Origin of the sequence: Flavobacterium sp. CG_9.10 (genome assembly GCF_015752245.1) — a bacterium.
Classification (GTDB): domain Bacteria; phylum Bacteroidota; class Bacteroidia; order Flavobacteriales; family Flavobacteriaceae; genus Flavobacterium.
Genome location: NZ_JADOVD010000006.1, coordinates 58,273 through 79,894, shown reverse-complemented (window position 1 = coordinate 79,894; position 21,622 = coordinate 58,273). Strand labels below are relative to the sequence as shown.

Sequence of the window (21,622 nt, the reverse complement as noted above, 5' to 3'; positions counted from 1 at the left end):
TATTCAAAATTTAGAAAAATTAAAACATTAAATTGAAAAACATGAAATTTAAATATATAACCTTAACAGCAATAATTTTTCTTTTTGTTTCCTGTAAAAAGGAATCCACTATTATTGTGAGCCCTGATGATTACGGCGCTTCTATTGATAATGTTACTCAAATTCTGATTCACGATATTTTTTCTCCACCGGTGGCCAGCAGGATTTATGCTTACCCAAATATTGCGGCTTTCGAGGTAATTGCACAAAACAGTAAAAAGTATGCAAGTCTGCAAGGTCAATTAAATGGATTAGATTCGATACCGGTTTTAGACCCGAAAAGTGGTGTAAATAAAAACGTGGCTGCACTTGTGGCACATATGGAAGTAAGTAAGGCATTAGTTTTTTCCGAAGAATTAGTGGAGAAGTTTAGAGATAGTTTGTACCAAAAATGGGGAAATGAAAACGAAAAAGAATTTGAAGTTTCTAAAGAATATGGACTAAAAGTAGCTGAACGCATCAAAAAATGGATGGGAAACGACAATTACAAACAAACCCGAACAATGCCAAAATTTTCAGTTTATACTAATCAACCAGGAAGATGGCAGCCTACTCCTCCAGCTTATATGGATGCGATAGAGCCGCATTGGGGAGAAATCAGAACGATGGCTTTGGACTCAGCTTCACAGTATAAACCGATACCGGCACTTCCTTTTTCGGTAAATAAGAATTCTCCTTTTTTCAAACAAGTACAAGAAGTGTACGACATCAGTCAGCAAATGCTAAAAAAAGGGGACTCTTCTGAGGAAATGAAAATGGCGCAATTCTGGGATTGCAATCCTTATGTTACAGTTAATCAAGGACACATGATGTTTGCCAAAAAGAAAATTACTCCAGGAGGACATTGGATGGGGATTGTAAAAATAGCCTGTAAGAAATCGAATGCTGATTTTGAAAAAACAGTTTATGCTTACACTAAAACTTCTGTGGGACTTTTTGATGCTTTTGTAAGTTGTTGGGAAGAGAAATTTCGCAGTAATGTTGTAAGGCCTGAAACTGTTATAAATCAAAATATTGATGAAAATTGGAAACCATTATTACAAACACCTCCATTTCCAGAATATTGTAGTGGTCACTCTGTTGCTTCGGCTTGTTCTGCAGCAATATTAACTTCTATTTTTGGTGATAATTTTGCTTATTTAGATGATACGGAATTGCCTTATGGATTACCAAACAGGAACTTTAAATCCTTTAATGACGCCGCAAAAGAAGCGGCAATGAGCAGGTTTTATGGTGGAATTCACTATAAGGCGGCGATAATAAACGGAATAACTCAAGGGAATAATTTAGGTAGTTTTATTGTTACCAAAATAAAAATGACCAAATAAATGACGGATAGAAAAAAAATTGCAGTACTACTTAGTGTTTTGTTTTCAATATTTTTATTTTGGTATTTATTAATAAAAAAAAGTGATTATTGTATATCATTTAAGGTTAATACTGCGACAGGAACGGTTTTTCAAGGTGTACAGGATTGGTCTGCATTAAGATTAGCAAATCAAAAAGAAAATTATACCACTTTGGAAAAGAGAAATTTTGATTTCATAAAGCAAGAAATGGAAAAAGAGAATATGCGTATGGAATATACTTGGGATATGAAATCCATAAATGATTCGGTAACTTCCGTAAGTGTTGGAATAAAGGATTTCAACAACAGTATTTACAATAGAATTACAGCTCCTTTTTTCAGCACGGAGTTTAAATTAGATCAAATCCAAAAAATAACAGAATTTAAAAATGGGGTAAATGACCATATTAAATTCTTTAAAGTAAAAATTGATGGAGAAGGAAGTTCTGAAGAAACATTTGTTGCCTATATAAAACTTAAAAGTGTTTTGCAGGAAAAAGCACAAACAATGATTATGAATGACAACATAATTACAGAATTTATAGAAACTAATAAAATTAAAATAGTAGGAACACCGTACTTAGAAATCGAAAGTTGGAATCTTGATAAAGAAACCGTCAATTTTAATTATTGTTTTCCGATTGCCAAAAACACAAAATTTATTCCAAATGAAAAAGTAAAATTCAAAACAATCCCTGCTATAAAAGGATTAAAGGCTTCTTATTTTGGAAACTTCAGAACTTCTGACAGAGCGTGGTTTGCTTTGTTAGATTATGCCAAAAAACACGATTATAAATTAGAAAATAAACCTTTAGAGCATTTTCTTGCAAATCCTTTCAATGGAGGAAATGAATTGGAATGGGAAACGCAAATCATCATTCCTTTCGCTTCAAAATAAAGATTGATTTTTAAAGGATTTTAACATTTCGAAAACGTTTTCGGTTATACCGAAAACGTTTTTTATTTATTTAGTAATTGAATTGATGTTTTTAAAATTAAATTTAATAAAAATATCTAACCAACCAACCAAGTAAAGAACCCGAATGAATTTGAAATTAAAATTGAGTTTTTGGCAGATAATCAATATGAATGTTGGTTTTTTTGGCATACAATACAGCTTTGGCTTGCAACAAAGTGCTGTCAATCCTATCTATGATTTTTTACATGCAAGTCCAGATCAAATTCCGATACTAAATCTTGCAGGCCCTTTAACTGGTTTATTGATTCAACCTATAATTGGAGCAATGAGTGATAAAACTTGGCATCCAAGATGGGGAAGGCGGAAACCGTATTTTTTTATTGGAGCTATAGTTTGTAGTATCGCTTTATTTCTATTCCCATTTAGCAGTTCATTGTGGATGGCGGCTGGTTTGCTTTGGATTCTGGATGTTGGTAACAATACAGCAATGGAGCCTTATCGTGCTTTTATTGCCGATACACTAAACGAAGACCAGCAGCCTGTAGGCTTTCAGGCGCAAAGTTTTTTTACCGGTTTCGGGCAGTTTTTGGCCTATATTTCTCTTTTTCTATTTCCAATTGTTTTCGTTGGTTACACTGGATCATTGCCTACTTGGATCTATGCGTCCTTTTTTCTGGGAGCGGTACTTTCAGTGTCTTCCATTTTGTGGAGTATGAGCAAGACAAAAGAGATTCCGCCAACAGAAGCAGAATTGGCAATTTTAAAAGCAGAGAAATTAAATATTTTTTCCCCTTTTATTGATATTTATAAAGCGGTTCTAGAGATGCCAACCGTTATGTGGCAACTGTTTTTGGTTTATTTATTTCAGTGGTATGCTATGATGTGTTATTGGCAAAATAATTCAAAAAGTATTGCTTTGTCCGTTTGGAATGTAACTCCGATGAATGCGGTAGGCTACGAAAAAGCGGTTGAATGGAATGGATTGATTGGTGCTTTTGGGTTTATAGTTACTTTTTCAATTGCCTTTTATTTGGCAAAATTAGCCAAAAAACATGGTGCTAAAATGATTCATTTTGTCTGTCTACTATTTGGAGCTGTTTCATTTTTGGTTTTTCCAATTGTACATAATCAATACGTATTTTTTGCAGTGGTTATTGGCTACGGAATTGCTTGGGCAAGTATGATGGGAATTCCATATTTAATGGTAGTTTCTGCGATTCCTAAAGAAAGGTATGGCGTTTATATGGGCATTATTAATATGATGATTGTTATCCCAATGATTATCCAAAACCTATCATTTGGTTATATTTTAAAGAATTTCTTAGATAACGATCCCCGTCAAGCAATCAGTTTTGCGGGCGTTTTAGTACTCATCGGCGCTTTTTGCACCCTTTTGATTAAAAGTAAAAAAGTTTTACCACAATAATATGAATAGTGATTTGAATTATACAAAAGCCATTGAGCTGCTCCAGAAAGTATCTTCAAGCGAAGGTTTTCTTGCGAGTGCCCAAAATATTTCCAATTATAAAAGAGTCTGGGCTCGCGATGGTGTGATTTGTGGATTGGCAGCTTTGGCTTCCGGCGATGAAAAATTAATTGAAACATTCCGTAAAACATTAGAAACATTAGCTAATAACCAACATCATAACGGAACGATTCCTTCTAATGTAATGACAAATGGCGACCAAGTGGAAGTTAGTTATGGCGGATTGGCAGGAAGAGTTGATGCGGTGACTTGGTTCGTAATTGGGATTTGTCAATATGCCTATTACACAAAAGATATCGCTTTCGTGGCAAAATACGATACTGAAATTGAAAAATGTTTTGCGCTCTTAGAAGCTTGGGAATTCAATAATAGAGGACTTTTGTATGTGCCTCTTTCAGGAAATTGGGCGGATGAATATATTACGGATGGTTATGTTTTATACGATCAATTGCTTCGGATTTGGGCTTTAAAAAGTTACAATCATTTTGCGCATGACGATTTAATTACAGACAAAATCAAAGCAATAATAGAACAACTTGAAATCAATTTTACTCCGAATTCAGTTGGTGAAAAATACCATGAACGAGCATACCATGAAGTAAATATTCAAAAATACATGCCCTGTTCATTTTCGCCGGCAGGATACAAAACGCAGTTTGATGCTTTTGCAAATTCTTTGGCTTTGTATTTAAACATTGGTTCTGAAGATTTTCAAAATGTTGTTTTAGAATATTCATTGGCACTCAAAGATGGAATGCCTTTACAACTGTTACCCGCTTTTTGGCCCCCAATAAAAGAGAGTGATTTAGACTGGAACTTACTTAAAAATAATTGTAAATACGAATTCAGGAATTACCCTAATGAGTTTCATAATGGAGGAAGCTGGCCGATGGTCAATGGTTTTTTTGGATTGGCATTACTTGCTAAAGAAAAAAATGATGAAGCTTCACGATTATTAAATGCCATAAATAAGGCCAATGCTGTGGAGGATTTTAGTTTCTATGAAAATTTTAACAGCGAAACCAAAGCACCGAACGGCGTTCCTTTTTGTGCATGGAGCGCAGCTGCAACAGTGATGTTGCATCAGAGTATCAATGCTAACTTTAAATTTTTAGTGTAAAGTGGAAAAAACAATAGATATACTATGTGTTGGCGAAGTACTGATTGATTTTATAGGTCATGAAGTAAATACATCAATTAATAGAACAAAGGATTACCATCGTTTTCTGGGTGGTTCACCTACTAATGTCGCTGTGAATGCTTCAAGATTAGGCTTGAAATCAGCTTTAATTGCTACTTGCGGGCAGGATGGTTTGGGCGAGTATATTGTTCGAAAATTAAAAGAGAATAATGTGATTACTACTCAAGTTAATAAACTAGAGGGTGTTCCAACTTCTATTATTCTTGTTTCCAAATCTTCTGGAACTCCAGATTTTATTCCATATCGAGAAGCGGATTATCAGATTGCACAAAGCCAAATTACAGATGAATTACTGGGAAGTGCTAAAATATTTCACACAACTTGTTTTGCATTAAGCAAAAATCCAGCCCGAACAACTATTCTAGAAAGTGCTAAAAAAGCAAAAGAGTTAGGATTACAAACGAGCATCGATATCAATTTTTCGGAAAGAATATGGTCAGATAGAGAAGAAGCAAAAAATGTTTTGAAGGATTATCTAGCTACAAATCCTTTGGTGAAATTAAGCGAGGACGATTGTTACCGACTTTTTGCGGAATCAAAAACAGAAGATTTTATTTTTGAATATTTTCATGGATTAGGTGCGGCAACTGTTTGTTTGACAAAAGGAAAGGACGGAGTTGTCTTGTCGAATACTGATTTTGGTATGTTTTATCAAAAAGCTTTGCCAGTCGAGGATATAAAAGATACCACTGGTGCTGGAGACGCTTTTTGGACGGGATTTTTATATGCGCAATTAGAACAAAAAAATCTCGAAGAATCCATTACGATAGCCCAGAAATTAGCAGTTCTCAAACTTCAAAATGTGGGGAGATTGCCGGAAAATATTAATTTTAGAGACTATTTGAATATCGAGTAGTAATTCTATTCAAGCCAAAAAACCAAAACCAAATATATACTAAATGAGAAAAAGTACGGTAAAAATAGCAATGTATCTAAACTACTTTGTGTTTGCAATCCTGTTGAACAGTGTTGGAATTGTAATATTAAAATCCCAAAGAAATTATGGTGTTGATGAATTGCAAGCGAGTATTTTAGAAGCTTTTAAGGATTTGCCTATCGCTATAGTTTCGTTTTTGATCGCTTCTTTTTTACCAAGAATTGGATATAAAAAGGCGATGCTTATTGGATTAGCATTGGTTTCTGTTGCCTGTGTGAGTATGTATTTTGGAAATTCATTTAACACCGCGAAATTGCTTTTTGCAACTGTGGGTGTTTCATTTGCTTTGATAAAAGTATCGGTATATTCACTTATTGGAACCGTGACAGATAATCAACAGGAACATAACAGCTTGATGAGTAGTATCGAAGGGGTATTTATGATTGGGATTGCGGTAGCTTATTTTTTGTTTCCAGCTTTCAATTCGGAAGGGAATCCAGACGCCTGGCTAAATGTATATTGGTTGTTAGCGGGAATTTCATTAGTGTCTTTTGGTTTTTTATTTTTTGCCAAATTTGAAAATCAAACTGAAATACCAGGAGTTGATTTAGCAGACGACTTCAAACAAATGTTCAAATTATTTGCAAAATTATTAACGATCGTATTTGTAATAAGTGCTTTCTTATTTGTCATGATAGAGCAGGGAATAATGTCTTGGCTACCCACTTTTAATAGTAAAGTGTTGCATCTCCCAGAGAATATAAGTATTATGATGGCAAGTATTTTGGCAATTTCATTGGCGATTGGCAGGCTTTTGGCTGGTGTGATAACTAAAAAAGTAAATTGGATTTGGGTGCTTAGCTTCTGTATTGTAATAGCAATGTTGATTGTGATTTTTGTGCTTCCAAAAACAGTTGGATTGGATGTAAAAGAAATCAATTCGCTTAGCGATATTCCATTAATTGGATTTGCTTTTCCGCTGGTTGGACTTTTTATAGCACCAATATATCCACTTTTGAATTCGGTTGTTTTAAGTGCATTGCCCAAAAAACTGCACAGTTCCATGACTGGATTGATTGTTGTTTTCTCCGCACTTGGAGGAACTCTGGGTTCTAGAGTTATTGGGTACTTATTCAAAAATGAAGGTCCTGAAAATGCATTTTATTATACTTTGATTCCTATGTCCTTATTGCTTGTTTCTTTCTTTATATTGAAGAAACTTACTTCGGACAGTACTCAAGTTTTGCATGTTAAAAACGTTAGTCATTAATCGTATTAAAATCATATAATTTTAAATGAAATTCTTACTCAACATAGACAAGGTGTTCCATGAACTCCTGCTTCAAGAAGATACCGATCAAGATAAAAAAATTACAAAAGACGATGAAGGCCCTAAAAAATTTGTTTTAGTTGATGAAAAAACAAAACAGGAGCAGGCTATTGAAGGAACCTACCATTTGTCGAATTTACTTCAAGAATTAGCACTGCTCAAAGAAAGTAAAATTGAAATGGGTGAAGTTGATTTGAACCGAATTCAGGAAAATCCGGTGGAACGAATTTCAAGAAAAATAAGAGATGATTATTGGAATGAACTCACGCGTACGATTGATAAAAAAGGTTTAGCTCAGATTCTTCAAGATGAAAAAACAGCGAATGAAGTTCCAACGCTTTATGTTGCTGCGAAAGACAAACAAGGAGTTGCTTATTTTCAGGGATTGGAGAAAGAACTTCAGAATTTTAAAGTAGCGGTTTTGCCCGAAAATTATTCGATGGAATATGTGGATACTTTAAATACAAAACCAGGGATTTTAGCTTTGGCTTTAGAACAAAAATTATACAGTTTGCAAGGAGTTCCTTTCGTAGTTCCAGGCGGAAGATTTAATGAAATGTATGGCTGGGATAGCTATTTTATAGGTGTTGGTCTGTTAATAGATAACCAACTTGAAAAAGCAATGGCTATTGCCGAGAACTTCAAGTATCAAATCATACATTACGGAAAAATCCTGAATGCAAACCGAAGTTATTACCTGACAAGAACACAACCACCATTGTATTCTTCGTTATTAATTGAAATTGTAAAACAAAAAGTACCAAATCATGAATGGTTAAAAAGCCATCTGGAAGCGGTTATTTTAGAGTACAATACCGTTTGGATGGCGCCAGGAAACCGATTAACGGAAACGGGTTTGAATCGATATAAAGCGGAAGGTGTAGGAATGCCTTTTGAAGTAGAACCAGGACATTTTGACGATGTTTTAGCGCCTTACGCAAAAAAATATAATTTGCCAATCAGAGAATTTGAAAAACAATATCTGGAAAGAAAATTAGTTGACGCAGATTTGGATATGTATTTTGTTCACGACAGAAGTCTACGAGAAAGCGGCCATGATACGACAGATAGACTTATAAATACGTGTGCAAATTTAAATTCGGTGGATGTAAATAGTTTTCTTTACAAATATGAAAAAGACATTGCTTATTTGATTAGGGAATATTTCAATAATGCTTTTCAAACGGGAAATATCAATTACACTTCCGGGGATTGGGAGCAAAAAGCCCAATTTAGAAAAGATAAAATCAATGAATTGTGCTGGAATGAAAAAGCAAGCATGTATTTTGATTATGATTTTGTAAACAAGAAACAATTTCCATTTGAAGCCGCCACCACATTTTTTCCTTTATGGGCAAAATTGTGCAGTGACGAACAGGCAAAAAAGCTGGTAGAAATAGCATTGCCTAAATTTTTTAAGACTGGCGGCATTACAGGAAGTACAAAATCAAGTAATGACGCTTTTGGAGATAAAGAGGCGCCACAAAGACAATGGGATTATCCTTTTGGGTGGGCGCCACACCAAATGTTGTTATGGGAAGGTTTAATTAATTATAAATTCTTTGACAAAGCGCAAGAAATGGTCTATAGATGGCTGTGGCTTATCACTAAAAATGCGGTAGAATACAACGGGACAATTCCTGAAAAGTTTGATTTAGAAATTAGTTCTCATAAAGTTTTTGCCGAGTATGGCAATGTAGGTACTGAATTCGATTATATCGCAAAAGAGGGATTTGGTTGGGTAAATGCTTCCTATCAATATGGTTTGCAAATTTTAAATGATACTTTCAAACAACAACTGAACAGGTTAACTTCTCCAGACGATTTATTTTAACAGTAAAAAAAATATATAAATTTGTCTTTTGTGTGTTATTTTTTTTAACTTTATGAATCAATAAATTTATTCAAGATGACTGTAAATCAAATATTAAGCACGAAAGGAAAGGAAGTTTTTTCAATAGTTTCCACTATTACTGTATATGAAGCTTTAAAGGTGATGGGTGAAAAAAATATTGGAGCAGTATTGATAATTGAAGAGGATGTGTTAAAAGGAGTTTTGTCTGAAAGAGATTATGCCAGAAAAATTGTTCTTAAAGACAAATCTTCAAAGAAAACGCATGTGAATGAAATAATGGAAACAGAAGTTTTTACAGTAAAGCCATCTGACAATTTGGATTATTGTATGGATTTGATGACTGCAAGACGAATTAGACATCTGCCAGTTTTAGAAAATAATGCGGTAATAGGGATAATCTCAATAGGGGATGTTGTAAAAGCAATCATTGAAGTTCAAAAGGAAACCATTCAACATTTGGATTCTTATATAAGCGGAAGTAAGTCGTAATTCAAAGGAAATTAAAAATTAAAATAGCTGCAAATTCTTGCAGCTATTTTAATTTTTACATTACAAACGAGAGCTGTTTTTTATAAAAGAATAGGATAATTGCTTACTTTTTAAGCTAAGTCACCTATCTTTGTAACCCAGAATAAAATTTAAAAAATGGACAAAAATAGCAAAAGAAGAGAGGCATTATTATACCACGCGAAGCCGACTCCAGGAAAAATACAAGTAGTTCCCACTAAGAAATATGCAACCCAAAGAGATTTGTCTTTGGCCTATTCTCCTGGTGTGGCAGAGCCATGTTTGGAAATAGCAAAAGATGTAAATAATGTATATAAATACACGGCAAAGGGAAATCTAGTTGCTGTAATTACAAACGGTACTGCAGTTTTAGGGCTTGGGGATATAGGTCCTGAAGCATCTAAACCGGTGATGGAAGGGAAGGGTTTGTTGTTTAAAATTTTTGCTGATATAGATGTATTCGACATTGAAATTGGAACTAAAGATATTGAAGAATTTATTCAAACCGTCAAAAATATTGCGCCAACTTTTGGTGGAATAAATCTGGAAGATATAAAAGCACCAGAATCTTTTGAAATAGAAAGACGATTGGTTGAAGAATTGAATATTCCCGTGATGCATGATGATCAACATGGTACTGCAATTATATCATCTGCGGCTTTATTGAATGCATTGGAATTAGCAAATAAAAAATCAGAAGATGTGAAATTGGTAGTTTCAGGAGCGGGTTCAGCAGCTCTTGCTTGTGCTGATTTGTATGTTTTATTGGGTGTAAAAATCGAAAGTATATTGATGTTTAACAGTAAAGGTCTCTTGACAAAAGACAACCCTTCATTGTCTGTTTTGCAGCAAAAATACGCTAAGGATATCAAATCCATGAGTCTTGAAGAGGCATTAGTAGGTGCAGATGTTTTCTTAGGATTGTCAACGGGAGATATTATGACTCCTCAGATGTTAATGGGGATGGCGGAAAACCCAATCGTTTTTGCGATGGCAAATCCAGACCCGGAAATAGACTATAACTTGGCGATAGCAACCCGTAAAGATGTTATTATGGCAACTGGACGTTCTGATCATCCTAATCAGGTAAATAATGTTCTTGGATTTCCATATATCTTTAGAGGTGCGTTAGACGTTCGAGCTACCAAAATAAATGAAGCAATGAAAATGGCAGCGGTGAGAGCGCTTGCTTTATTAGCTAAAGAATCAGTTCCAGAACAAGTAAATGTTGCTTATGGCGCAACTAAGTTGATTTTTGGAAAAGAATATATTATTCCAAAACCATTTGATCCAAGATTGATAACAATTGTTGCTCCGGCTGTTGCTAAAGCAGCGATGGACTCCGGAGTTGCTTTAAATCCTATCACAGATTGGAAAAAGTATGAAGAAGAGCTTTTAGATCGATTGGGGAATGATAACAAAATGGTTCGATTGATTACCAATAGAGCTAAAACGGATCCCAAAAGAATCGTTTTTGCAGAAGCTGATCATTTAGACGTGCTTAAAGCTGCTCAAATTGTATTAGAAGAAGGAATTGGTTTTCCAATTTTACTTGGAAACAAAGAAATTATTTCGGAATTAAAGGAAGAACTGGGTTTTGATGCTGATGTTCAAATCATTGATCCAAAAGAGAAAGAAGAAGAGTCTCGAAGAAATAAATTTGCTACAAAATATTGGTCTTCCAGACAAAGAAGAGGGATTTCATTATTGGATGCTCAGAAATTAATGCGCGAAAGAAACTATTTTGCGGCCATGATGGTCAATGAAGGGGAAGCGGATGCATTAGTGACAGGATATTCCAGAAGCTATCCATCAGTGGTAAAACCAATGTTGCAACTTATTGAAAAAGCTCATGGAGCATCTCTTGTTGCTACTACAAATATGATGATGACCAGCCGTGGACCAATGTTTTTATCAGACACGGCGATAAACATTAATCCAACTGCTGATGATTTAGCAAAAATTGCGATAATGACTGCAAAAACAGCTAAGATGTTTGGAGTTGAACCTGTAATAGCGATGATTTCCTATTCTAATTTTGGATCTTCAACCAATGAAAGCGCAGGAAAAGTGAGAGAAGCAGTGGCTTATTTGCATAAAAACCATCCAGAAATGGTTATTGATGGAGAACTTCAAGCTGATTTTGCTTTGAATCCAGAGATGTTGAAAGCGAAGTTTCCATTTTCTAAACTAGCAGGAAAAAAAGTAAATACTTTAATTTTTCCAAATCTTGAGTCGGCTAATATTACTTATAAGCTGTTGAAAGAATTAAATAAAGTAGATTCCATTGGACCTATTATGTTAGGGATGGGAAAACCAGTTCACATATTTCAATTAGGTGCAAGTGTCGAAGAAATGGTAAACATGGCGGCTATTGCTGTGATTGATGCACAAGAAAAAGAAAAGAAAAAACAAATATAATTTCGTTGCTTTTTGTCAATAATTGCATTTAAATAAAGGAGTTTAGTGAAATAATGTGCTAATTTTATTATATTTGGTAACAATATATTATAAAAAATGATAGCACATTTACAAGGAAAATTGGTAGAAAAGACACCAACACAAGTAATTATAGATTGTGGAGGTGTCGGATACCATGTGAATATTTCTTTACATACTTACTCGTTACTTCCAAATACGGACTTTATAAAATTATTTACACATCTTCAAATAAAAGAAGATTCACATACCTTATTTGGTTTTATAGAAAAATCGGAGAGGGAGATTTTTAGATTGCTATTATCAGTTTCAGGTATTGGGGCTAGTATTGCTAGGACTATGCTGTCTTCTTTAGATCCAAAACAAATTACGAATGCAATCGCATCGGGAGATGTGGTCACTATTCAATCTATAAAAGGAATTGGCAGTAAAACAGCGCAACGAGTAATACTTGATCTGAAAGAAAAAGTGTTAAAATTGTACGATTTAGATGAAGTTTCAATGTCACAGAGCAATACAAATCGAGATGAAGCGTTATCTGCTTTGGAGGTACTAGGTTTTGTGCGAAAAACTTCAGAAAGAATTGTTGAAAAAATCGTGAAAGAGGACCCCGAAGCCTCTGTAGAATCGATTATCAAAAAAGCTTTAAAAAACTTATAAAAGGTTCTAAAAAACACGAATTGTATGTATAAAATTTGTACTTTTTTGGTTGTTTTATTTTGTGGTTTTGTATCGCAAGCTCAGGTAAAACAGGAAGTCCAAGACACAACTAAAACTGGCTTTTCTGTAGGGAAAGTACAGCTTAAAGATCCTCAAAGTATACTTTCTTCCTATACCTATGACCCTGTTACGGATCGATATATTTACACTAATTCTGTGGATGGGTTTTCCATTAATTATCCGATTATTTTAACTCCAAAAGAGTATGAAAACTTAGTCTTGAAAGAATCAATGCGTGATTATTTCAAGAAAAAAGTGGATGCGATGGACGGAAAAAAGGAGGGTAGCGAAGCAGCAAAAAAAGATTTACTACCTAGGTATTATGTGAAATCAGGGCTTTTTGAATCCATTTTTGGAAGTAACACTATTGATGTGAAACCAACCGGATCTGTTGAAATGGATTTGGGACTTCGTTACACAAAACAAGATAATCCTTCCTTTAGTCCTAGAAACAGATCAAATCTTTCTTTTGATTTTAATCAAAGGATAAGTATGAGTTTAATGGGAAAAGTAGGAACGCGACTCAATGTAAATGCTAATTACGATACGCAATCCACTTTTGCTTTTCAAAATTTAATAAAGTTAGAATATGCACCTTCTGAAGATGATATTATTCAAAAAATTGAGGTTGGAAATGTAAGTATGCCTTTAAATAGCTCACTTATTCGAGGTGCTCAAAGTTTATTTGGAGTAAAAACACAGTTGCAATTTGGTAAAACTACTGTAACAGGAGTATTTTCTGAACAGAAATCACAAACCAAAAGTATAGTTGCTCAAGGCGGTGGTACAATTCAAGATTTTGATATTTTTGCTTTGGATTATGACAATGACAGACACTTTTTCCTATCACAATATTTCAGAAATAAATATGATGCTTCCCTAAAAAATTATCCATTTATTGACAGTAGAGTTCAAATTTCTAGGTTAGAGGTTTGGGTAACCAATAAACAAAATAGAGTCACGACTACCAATAATAATTTACGAAATATCATTGCACTTCAGGATTTAGGGGAAGGACAACTGACAGGCTTAGCTAATAATGACGTAGTAGTTTTAGATCCTGCAACGGGGATTTTTAATAATCCAGTCGATTCTCCTTCTGACAACTCGAATAATGATTATGATCCTGCACAAATAGCGGCCGGAAGCGGTTTGCTGAACAATAATATACGAGAAATAGTTACCTCTAACTCCGGTTTTAATGTAACGGTAAGTGAAGGTCAGGATTATTCTAAATTGGAAAATGCCCGAAAACTGAACTCTAATGAATACACTTATAATGCTCAATTAGGATATATTTCGTTGCAACAGCGACTTGCAAATGATGAAGTTTTAGCGGTGGCTTATCAATATACGATTGGGGATAAGGTATATCAAGTGGGGGAGTTTGGTAACGATGGTGTTGATGCGACTGTTGTAACAGGTACAACTCAATCGGATCAGGCAATTATTACCCAAAGTTTGATATTGAAAATGTTGAAAAGTAATTTGACCAATGTGAAAAATCCGGTTTGGAATTTGATGATGAAAAATATTTATCAAATCCCAGGTGCCTATCAAATAAAGCAAGAGGATTTTAGATTCAATATACTTTATACAGATCCTTCGGCTTTAAATTATATTACAGAAGTTCCAGGAAGCCCTTTTCCACCTAATCCATCACCAGAAAATAAAGTTGCCGAAACCCCTTTGCTAAAAGTGTTTAATTTAGACAAACTCAATTACAACAATGATCCTCAAACTGGAGGTGATGGTTTTTTTGATTTTATGCAAGGCTTAACTATCGATTCTCAAAACGGGAGAATTATATTTACAACCAAAGAACCTTTTGGAGAATTGTTGTTTTCTAAATTATCAAATACCGGTTCGGCAGAAAATTATAATGATGTTGGTACCTATAATCCAAATCAAAAGAAATACGTTTTTAGAAACATGTATCGTAACACGCAATCTGGCGCTTTACAGGATAGCGAGAAAAATAAGTTCTTATTAAGAGGGAAATACAAATCTACTGGCGGTGACGGAATCCCAATTGGAGCTTTCAATGTCCCTAGAGGCTCGGTGGTAGTAACTGCAGGGGGGAGAATTTTAGTGGAAGGAATTGATTATAGTGTCAATTATCAATTGGGTAGAGTTCAAATTCTGGATCCTTCGCTTCAAGCATCGAATACTCCAATTAATGTTTCATTGGAAAATAATTCCATTTTTGGACAGCAAACCAGAAGGTTTATGGGTGTCAACGTAGAACATAAAATTTCAGATAATTTTTTAGTTGGCGCAACTTTTTTAAAAATGTCAGAAAGGCCATTTACTCAAAAATCCACTTTTGGTCAAGAGTCTGTCAATAATACTATTTTTGGATTCAATACTAATTTTTCTACCGAGGTACCTTTATTAACCCGCTTGGTAAATAAATTACCTAATATAGATACGGATGTTCCTTCGAATCTTTCGATAAGAGGTGAAGTTGCATTTTTGAAACCGGATTCGCCAAAAGCAGATCGTTTTCAGGGCGAGTCTACTATTTATGTAGATGATTTTGAAGGTTCACAATCAACAATTGATATGCGCTCGCCTTATGCATGGAGTTTATCATCGACACCTGAAAGGAATGCCCGAAGTAATTATGATTTTAATGCTGGTGCAAACGATTTGAGCTATGGTTTTAAAAGAGCAAAAATGGCTTGGTACTCGATTGATCCAGTTTTTTATACTCAAAAACCATCAGGAATTACAAATGAAGAGTTGTCATTTAATTCGACAAGAAGAATATTTAGCGAAGAATTATATCCTCTAACCGATATTGCGCAGGGACAATCTCAAGTAGTCAATACTTTAGATTTGAGTTATTACCCTTCGGATAGAGGGCCGTATAATAATAGTTCTAATTACAATACAAATCCAACAACTAATTTTGGGGGGATCATGAGGTCATTGAATTCTACTAATTTCGAACAAGGAAATGTAGAGTACATTCAATTCTGGGTTTTAGATCCTTATGTAGGAAGTGGGAATATTCCGCAAACTAATACAGGGAAAATTTATTTCAACTTAGGTGAAATTTCTGAAGATGTTCTTAAAGATGGAAGAAAACAATATGAAAATGGGTTAGGTCCAGATCAAATATTGGCAAACCCACCATCAGTATGGGGAGATGTACCTGCTTCACAATCTTTAATTTATGCTTTTGACACTAATGCGGATAATCGTAAAAATCAAGATGTAGGTTTGGACGGTTTGAGTGACGCCAAAGAAGGAGCGACTTACAATAATTACGCTTCCGAAACCGATCCAGCGGCAGATGATTACACGTATTATTTGAATGCTTCAGGAAATGTTTTAGAACGATATAAAAAATATAATGGCGTAGATGGAAATTCTGCAGTTGATATAAATGATCCTAATAGAGGTTCGACAACCGTTCCGGATGTAGAGGATATCAATAGAGATAATACCATGAATACCATCAATGCCTATTATGAATATAGTGTTGATGTTAAGCCAAATATGAGCATTGGTCAAAATTATATAACCGACATTCGAAATACTCAAGTCACTTTGCCAAATGGATCAGTAACGGACGCCCGATGGATTCAGTTTAAAATTCCCGTTTCACAACCAGAAAACACTATTGGAAACATTTCCGATTTTAGATCGATACGTTTCATGAGAATGTTTATGACTGGTTTTAATAATCAAGTAACGGTACGTTTTGGAGCTTTAGATTTGGTTAGAGGAGAATGGAGAAGGTATACCAATACACTTGATTTTAATGATCCTAATGTAGCCGATGACAAAACTAATTTGGATGTTCTAGCGGTCAATGTCCAAGAAAATAATGATAGATGTCCAGTGAATTACATCACTCCTCCGGGAGTTGTGAGGGAACAATTGTACAACAATAATACGGTTATCAATCAAAATGAGCAATCGTTGTCTTTAAGGGTTTCTGGAAGCGGATTGGAGCCAGACGATTCAAGAGCCGTTTTTAAAAATGTGAGTGTTGACATGCGTCAGTTCAAAAAACTGAAAATGTTTTTACATGCAGAATCTTTGCCGAATGAAATCGGACTAAGGGATAATCAAATGGTAGGTTTCATTCGTTTTGGAAATGATTTCACACAAAATTTCTACCAAATAGAAATTCCTTTAAAAGTTACGATTCCTTCCACTACAGCCAGTTCTAATTGTTCCGCATTAAGCGCAGAGGCTGTTTGGCCAGAGGACAATGAAATAGATTTGTCATTAGCTTTATTGACTAAATTGAAGATTTTAGCAATGAGTATTGATAAAAGTACACTTCCTTTGGATGGAATTTATTATCAAAATGAAGATGAATTGGATTCTAGATTAGCCAATAAGCCTAATAAATTAAGGTTGGGGATAAAAGGAAATCCTAATTTTGGCTTAGCACGAACCTTAATGATTGGTGTAAAAAGTAATGAAACCCATCAAGATATAAAAGGTGAAGTTTGGTTCAATGAAATGCGTTTAGCTGATATGGATAATCAGGGCGGGATGGCATCAGTCTTGAATGTAGATACCAATTTTGCTGATTTTGCAACGGTTTCTGCCACAGGGAAACAAAGTACTATTGGTTTTGGCGCATTGGAACAAGGACCAAATGAAAGAAGCCGTGAAAACACACAACAATACAATATAGTTACCAATTTAAATCTTGGAAAATTAATGCCGCCAAAATGGGGAGTTAATTTGCCTTTTAATTATGCGGTTGGGGAAGAAATGATAACGCCGGATTATGATCCTTTTAACCAAGATATAAAACTAAAACAGTTGTTGGAAAATACCACGGACCAAGCTGAAAGATCAAATCTTAAAAGTAGAGCAACTGATTATACAAAGCGAACAAGTATCAACTTTATAGGGGTGCGAAAAGAAAGAAGACCAGAACAAAAACAACATGTTTATGATCCGGAAAATTTTACTTTTTCACAATCTATTAATGAAGTGGAACGACATGATTTTGAAATTGAAAATTATATCGACCAACATGTAAGCTCATCCGTTGATTATGGATTTACCTTTCAGCCAAAATCAGTAGAGCCGTTTAAGAAAACAGCGTTCATGAAAAAAAGTAGTTATTGGAAATTGTTAAGTGATTTTAATTTTAATTATTTGCCTTCCAATATTTCTTTTAATAGTAATATCAACAGACAATACAACCGACAACAATTTAGACAAGTTGATGTGGAGGGTATTGGACTTGATCCATTGTATAGAAGAAATTTTGCGTTCAATTATCAATATGGGTTTAATTTTAATTTGACAAAATCGTTGAAATTAAATTACACGGCTTCATCGAGTAATATTATAAAAAGCTATCTGAACGAAAATAACGAGCCTATCGACAGTTTTTCAGTATGGGATAATTACTGGGACATTGGAGACCCTAACCAGCATATGCAGCAATTGGTAGTGAATTATGACTTGCCTATTAATAAAATCCCGCTTTTTAGTTTTATAAAAGCGAATTATTCTTACACGGGTGACTACAGCTGGCAACGCTCTTCTAATGCATTATCACAGATTAAAATTGATGGAACAGATTATAATTTAGGGAATACGGTTCAAAATGCTAATTCTAGCAACTTGAATGCAACGTTTAATATGGATGCTTTTTACAAGTATATAGGGGTGTCAAAAAACACTAATAAAACGGTGAATAAACCAAAAGCAACTATTCCAAAACCTGGGGAAAAGGTTGTAAATACAAATGCTCAACAACCCGCTAAAGGCAATGAATTTGTTGATGGATTGATAGGAGTTTTAACCAGTGTTAAAAATATCCAAATGAATTACACCTATAATAGTGGGACTATTTTACCCGGATATACGCCTGGTGTTGGGTTTTTAGGAAGTTCACGACCTTCGTTAGGATTCATCTTTGGAAGTCAAGATGATGTACGATATGAGGCTGCCAAAAATGGATGGCTTACCTCTTATCCTGATTTTAATCAAAGCTATTCTCACGTAACCAATAAATTATTTAAAGCTACAGCAAATGTAGATTTGTTTCCTGATTTAAAAGTTGATTTATCATTGGACAGAGCTTTCTCTGAAAATTTTTCAGAGCAATATGATGTCACTAATGGACAATACAATCCGCGATCTCCATATAGTTACGGTCTTTTTTCTATATCGGCAGTTTTAATAAAAACATCATTTTCAGTTAGTGATGAAAATACATCCGTTGCATTTGACGATTTTAGAATGAACAGACTGACGGTTGCGAATCGATTAGCATCACAGCGAGGAATAGATGTAAATAATCCGGCTAATATTGATGCCGATGGTTATCCATTAGGTTATGGGAAGAATAATCAGGCAGTTTTGTTACCTGCTTTTTTAGCCGCTTATTCTGGGGCTAATGCTGCCGATGTTTCTCTTGGGATATTTAGAAATTTTCCAATACCCAATTGGGCCGTTAAATACAATGGTTTGATGCGTTATGATTTTTTCAAAAAGAATTTCAAACGATTTTCCATGCAACACGGTTATAGAGCGTCATACACAATTAATGCATTTCGATCCAATTTTGAATATGACAAAAATCCCGAAGGAGTGGATGCAAGTGGTAATTTTTTCAACAGAACGATTATGTCCAATATCAATTTAGTGGAACAGTTTAGTCCACTTATCAGAATGGATTTTGAATTGAAAACTTCAATGAAAGTACTTGCCGAAATAAAGAAAGACAGAGCTTTATCAATGAGTTTTGATAATAATTTATTGACAGAAGTAAAAGGAATAGAATATGTCGTTGGGCTAGGATATCGATTTAAGGATGTAATTTTTTCTTCGAGACTGGCTGATAATCCTACTGGAATAATAAAAAGTGATATTAATTTGAAAGGAGATTTGTCTTATCGTAATAATCAAACTATTGTACGTTACTTAGATTACGACAACAATCAATTAGCCGGAGGACAAAATATTTGGTCTTTAAAAATAACAGCGGATTATGCTTTTAGTAAAAACTTGACTGCGATATTTTATTATGATCATTCTTTTTCGAAAGCAGTTATATCTACTTCATTTCCTCTAACAAACATTCGATCTGGATTTACACTTCGTTATAATTTTGGCAATTAATTTTCAGGAAATCTAAACAAAATCTGAATTGAGATTGTTACATTTGTCCCATAAAGTTTCAATTAGTAAACAGTAATTATCAATAAATATTTTTATGAATATACCAGCAAATTTAAAGTACACAAAAGATCACGAATGGGTTAGTTTAGAAGGGGATATTGCAACAGTAGGAATTACTCATTTTGCACAAAAAGAATTAGGGGATATCGTATACGTTGAGGTGGAAACTTTAGACCAAACTTTAGAAAAAGATGAGGTTTTTGGAACAGTTGAAGCGGTTAAAACGGTTTCTGATTTGTTTCTACCAATTTCAGGAGAAATTATAGCGTTTAATGATTCGTTAGAAGGTACGCCGGAAGTTGTAAACTCTGATCCTTATGGAGCAGGGTGGATGATAAAAATTAAAGTTTCAAACCAAGCCGAAATTGATTCATTGCTTTCAAGTGATTCTTACAAAGAACTTATAGGTGCCTAAACAAGTCTATTTTTGGATAGCTTTAGTTTGGACTGGAATTATATTTTTATTTTGTTTGTTACCTTCAGGTGATATCCCAAAGATTAGTATTCCAAATTTAGATAAAGTTGTACACGCATTGTTTCATTTTGTGTTTACGTTAACTTGGTTTTTGTTTTTTAAAAAACAGTTGAATAGTGCAAGTGTAATAAAGCCTTTAGCGATATCATTTGTTCTTTCTGTTTTTTTTGGAATCGGAATTGAGATATTGCAAAAAGTTTTTACAACAACGAGAAATGGAGATGCAATTGACGTTTTAGCAAATATGTCAGGAGCAACTTTAGCGGTTTGCTTCATTCTAATAGTAAGTAAATACAACAGTTTAGATAAAATTTAAAAGAGATTACAATCCCGCTTCGGTGGGATTTTTTTATACTTATACATTTCTTTAACCGCAAGGGATTTGTTAAAAGAGCGCTCGAGTTTAAAAAGTAAATCTTTATATTAAAAATATGTGGATTTAAAATGTATTTTTGCTAATTAGACCTTATCCCATTATCAAATCAAAAGAAAAATGAATATTAAACAATATTTAGATTCAACCTATTTAAAAACGGCAGAACAAGCTGGGCTTAGTGAACAGGAGAATATTATTGTAGTTAAAAAATTTATTCAAGAAGCTATTGAAGAATGTTTTAAGCTGATAATGATTCGCCCCAATATGGTTTCGTTGGCCAAAAAAATGATTACAGCTGCTAATTCAACTTTAGAAATAGGGACTGTCATTGATTTCCCTGAAGGTCAGTCTGGAGTAGAAGAAAAACTAACCGAAGCAATTCAAGCAATAGAGGATGGCGCCGATGATTTAGATTTTGTATGCAATTACGAAGCATTCAAAGAAGGAGATTTGGATTTGGTCAAGGATGAAATTCTTAAATGTACGCAATTGGGTCTGCAAAACGGGAAAGTGGTCAAATGGATTATAGAAGTTGCTGCGCTGGAAGAAAAACAAATTATACAACTTTCAGCTTTAATAAAAAATATTGTTATTTCAAATTTTAAAGAAGAATACTACCCTTCGGTTTTTGTAAAATCCTCAACGGGTTTTTATAAAACGGAAAATAATCTGCCTAATGGTGCCACCATCCCTTCTATTATTATGATGTTGGAAAATGCGTCGCCACTTCCTATAAAAGCTGCGGGCGGAGTAAGGACTTATGAAGAGGCTGTTGAAATGATAGGCTTGGGCGTAAAAAGAATAGGTACATCCGGTGCAAAAGCGATTGCTGACGGGCAAAATTCAAACTCTGAATATTAAATTCACAAAGAAAATC

At 34.3% G+C, this 21,622-nt stretch carries 14 protein-coding genes; all 14 read left to right on the top strand.

The window, feature by feature from the left end; translation table 11 throughout:
- Positions 1–41: 41 nt before the first annotated feature.
- The 14 genes from IWX84_RS06745 (at position 42) to deoC (ending at position 21,606) form a co-directional block, all read left to right on the top strand.
- Positions 42–1,367: a vanadium-dependent haloperoxidase gene (locus IWX84_RS06745; protein ID WP_196849976.1), complete on the top strand. Its 1,326-nt coding sequence runs from the start codon at positions 42–44 to the stop codon at positions 1,365–1,367.
- On the top strand, positions 1,368–2,285 hold the full coding sequence (locus IWX84_RS06740) for a GyrI-like domain-containing protein (RefSeq protein ID WP_196849975.1): 918 nt from the start codon (positions 1,368–1,370) through the stop codon (positions 2,283–2,285).
- 145 nt (positions 2,286–2,430) lie between these two features.
- Positions 2,431–3,732, top strand: a complete 1,302-nt coding sequence (locus tag IWX84_RS06735; RefSeq protein ID WP_196849974.1) for an MFS transporter — start codon at positions 2,431–2,433, stop codon at positions 3,730–3,732.
- Position 3,733: 1 nt separating this feature from the next.
- Positions 3,734–4,912 (top strand): glycoside hydrolase 100 family protein, encoded by a 1,179-nt coding sequence (locus IWX84_RS06730; RefSeq protein ID WP_196849973.1) that lies wholly within the window; start codon positions 3,734–3,736, stop codon positions 4,910–4,912.
- Position 4,913: 1 nt separating this feature from the next.
- Complete coding sequence (locus IWX84_RS06725) at positions 4,914–5,849, top strand: carbohydrate kinase family protein (protein WP_196849972.1); 936 nt, start codon at positions 4,914–4,916, stop codon at positions 5,847–5,849.
- A 43-nt stretch (positions 5,850–5,892) separates the two neighbouring features.
- Positions 5,893–7,140 carry an MFS transporter gene (locus IWX84_RS06720; RefSeq protein WP_196849971.1) on the top strand — a complete coding sequence of 416 codons (1,248 nt, stop codon included), beginning with the start codon at positions 5,893–5,895 and terminating at the stop codon, positions 7,138–7,140.
- Positions 7,141–7,165: 25 nt separating this feature from the next.
- Entirely contained in the window at positions 7,166–9,034 is a 1,869-nt protein-coding gene (locus IWX84_RS06715) for a trehalase family glycosidase (protein ID WP_196849970.1), read from the top strand.
- Positions 9,035–9,109: 75 nt separating this feature from the next.
- A complete protein-coding gene (locus IWX84_RS06710; RefSeq protein ID WP_196849969.1) occupies positions 9,110–9,544 on the top strand; it encodes a CBS domain-containing protein in 435 nt (144 codons plus the stop codon).
- A gap of 156 nt (positions 9,545–9,700) precedes the next feature.
- Positions 9,701–11,983 (top strand): NADP-dependent malic enzyme, encoded by a 2,283-nt coding sequence (locus tag IWX84_RS06705; RefSeq protein WP_196849968.1) that lies wholly within the window; start codon positions 9,701–9,703, stop codon positions 11,981–11,983.
- 96 nt (positions 11,984–12,079) lie between these two features.
- A complete protein-coding gene (ruvA, locus tag IWX84_RS06700; protein ID WP_196849967.1) occupies positions 12,080–12,661 on the top strand; it encodes a Holliday junction branch migration protein RuvA in 582 nt (193 codons plus the stop codon).
- A 24-nt stretch (positions 12,662–12,685) separates the two neighbouring features.
- Positions 12,686–19,834: a cell surface protein SprA gene (gene sprA / locus IWX84_RS06695; RefSeq protein ID WP_196849966.1), complete on the top strand. Its 7,149-nt coding sequence runs from the start codon at positions 12,686–12,688 to the stop codon at positions 19,832–19,834.
- 94 nt (positions 19,835–19,928) lie between these two features.
- Positions 19,929–20,309, top strand: coding sequence for a glycine cleavage system protein GcvH (gene gcvH / locus IWX84_RS06690; protein WP_196849965.1), 381 nt, complete (start codon positions 19,929–19,931; stop codon positions 20,307–20,309).
- A complete protein-coding gene (locus IWX84_RS06685; RefSeq protein ID WP_196849964.1) occupies positions 20,302–20,685 on the top strand; it encodes a VanZ family protein in 384 nt (127 codons plus the stop codon). Before gcvH ends, IWX84_RS06685 begins: the two co-directional genes overlap by 8 nt.
- Positions 20,686–20,862: 177 nt before the next feature.
- Positions 20,863–21,606 (top strand): deoxyribose-phosphate aldolase, encoded by a 744-nt coding sequence (gene deoC, locus IWX84_RS06680; protein ID WP_196849963.1) that lies wholly within the window; start codon positions 20,863–20,865, stop codon positions 21,604–21,606.
- Positions 21,607–21,622 lie beyond the last annotated feature (16 nt).

Coding starts and splice junctions, on each gene's coding strand:
- ruvA (WP_196849967.1), top strand. CDS start 12,080: ATGATAGCACATTTACAAGGAAAATTGGTAGAAAAGACACCAACACAA.
- deoC (WP_196849963.1), top strand. CDS start 20,863: ATGAATATTAAACAATATTTAGATTCAACCTATTTAAAAACGGCAGAA.
- IWX84_RS06730 (WP_196849973.1), top strand. CDS start 3,734: ATGAATAGTGATTTGAATTATACAAAAGCCATTGAGCTGCTCCAGAAA.
- sprA (WP_196849966.1), top strand. CDS start 12,686: ATGTATAAAATTTGTACTTTTTTGGTTGTTTTATTTTGTGGTTTTGTA.
- IWX84_RS06715 (WP_196849970.1), top strand. CDS start 7,166: ATGAAATTCTTACTCAACATAGACAAGGTGTTCCATGAACTCCTGCTT.
- IWX84_RS06710 (WP_196849969.1), top strand. CDS start 9,110: ATGACTGTAAATCAAATATTAAGCACGAAAGGAAAGGAAGTTTTTTCA.
- IWX84_RS06720 (WP_196849971.1), top strand. CDS start 5,893: ATGAGAAAAAGTACGGTAAAAATAGCAATGTATCTAAACTACTTTGTG.
- IWX84_RS06740 (WP_196849975.1), top strand. CDS start 1,368: ATGACGGATAGAAAAAAAATTGCAGTACTACTTAGTGTTTTGTTTTCA.
- IWX84_RS06735 (WP_196849974.1), top strand. CDS start 2,431: ATGAATTTGAAATTAAAATTGAGTTTTTGGCAGATAATCAATATGAAT.
- IWX84_RS06705 (WP_196849968.1), top strand. CDS start 9,701: ATGGACAAAAATAGCAAAAGAAGAGAGGCATTATTATACCACGCGAAG.
- IWX84_RS06745 (WP_196849976.1), top strand. CDS start 42: ATGAAATTTAAATATATAACCTTAACAGCAATAATTTTTCTTTTTGTT.
- gcvH (WP_196849965.1), top strand. CDS start 19,929: ATGAATATACCAGCAAATTTAAAGTACACAAAAGATCACGAATGGGTT.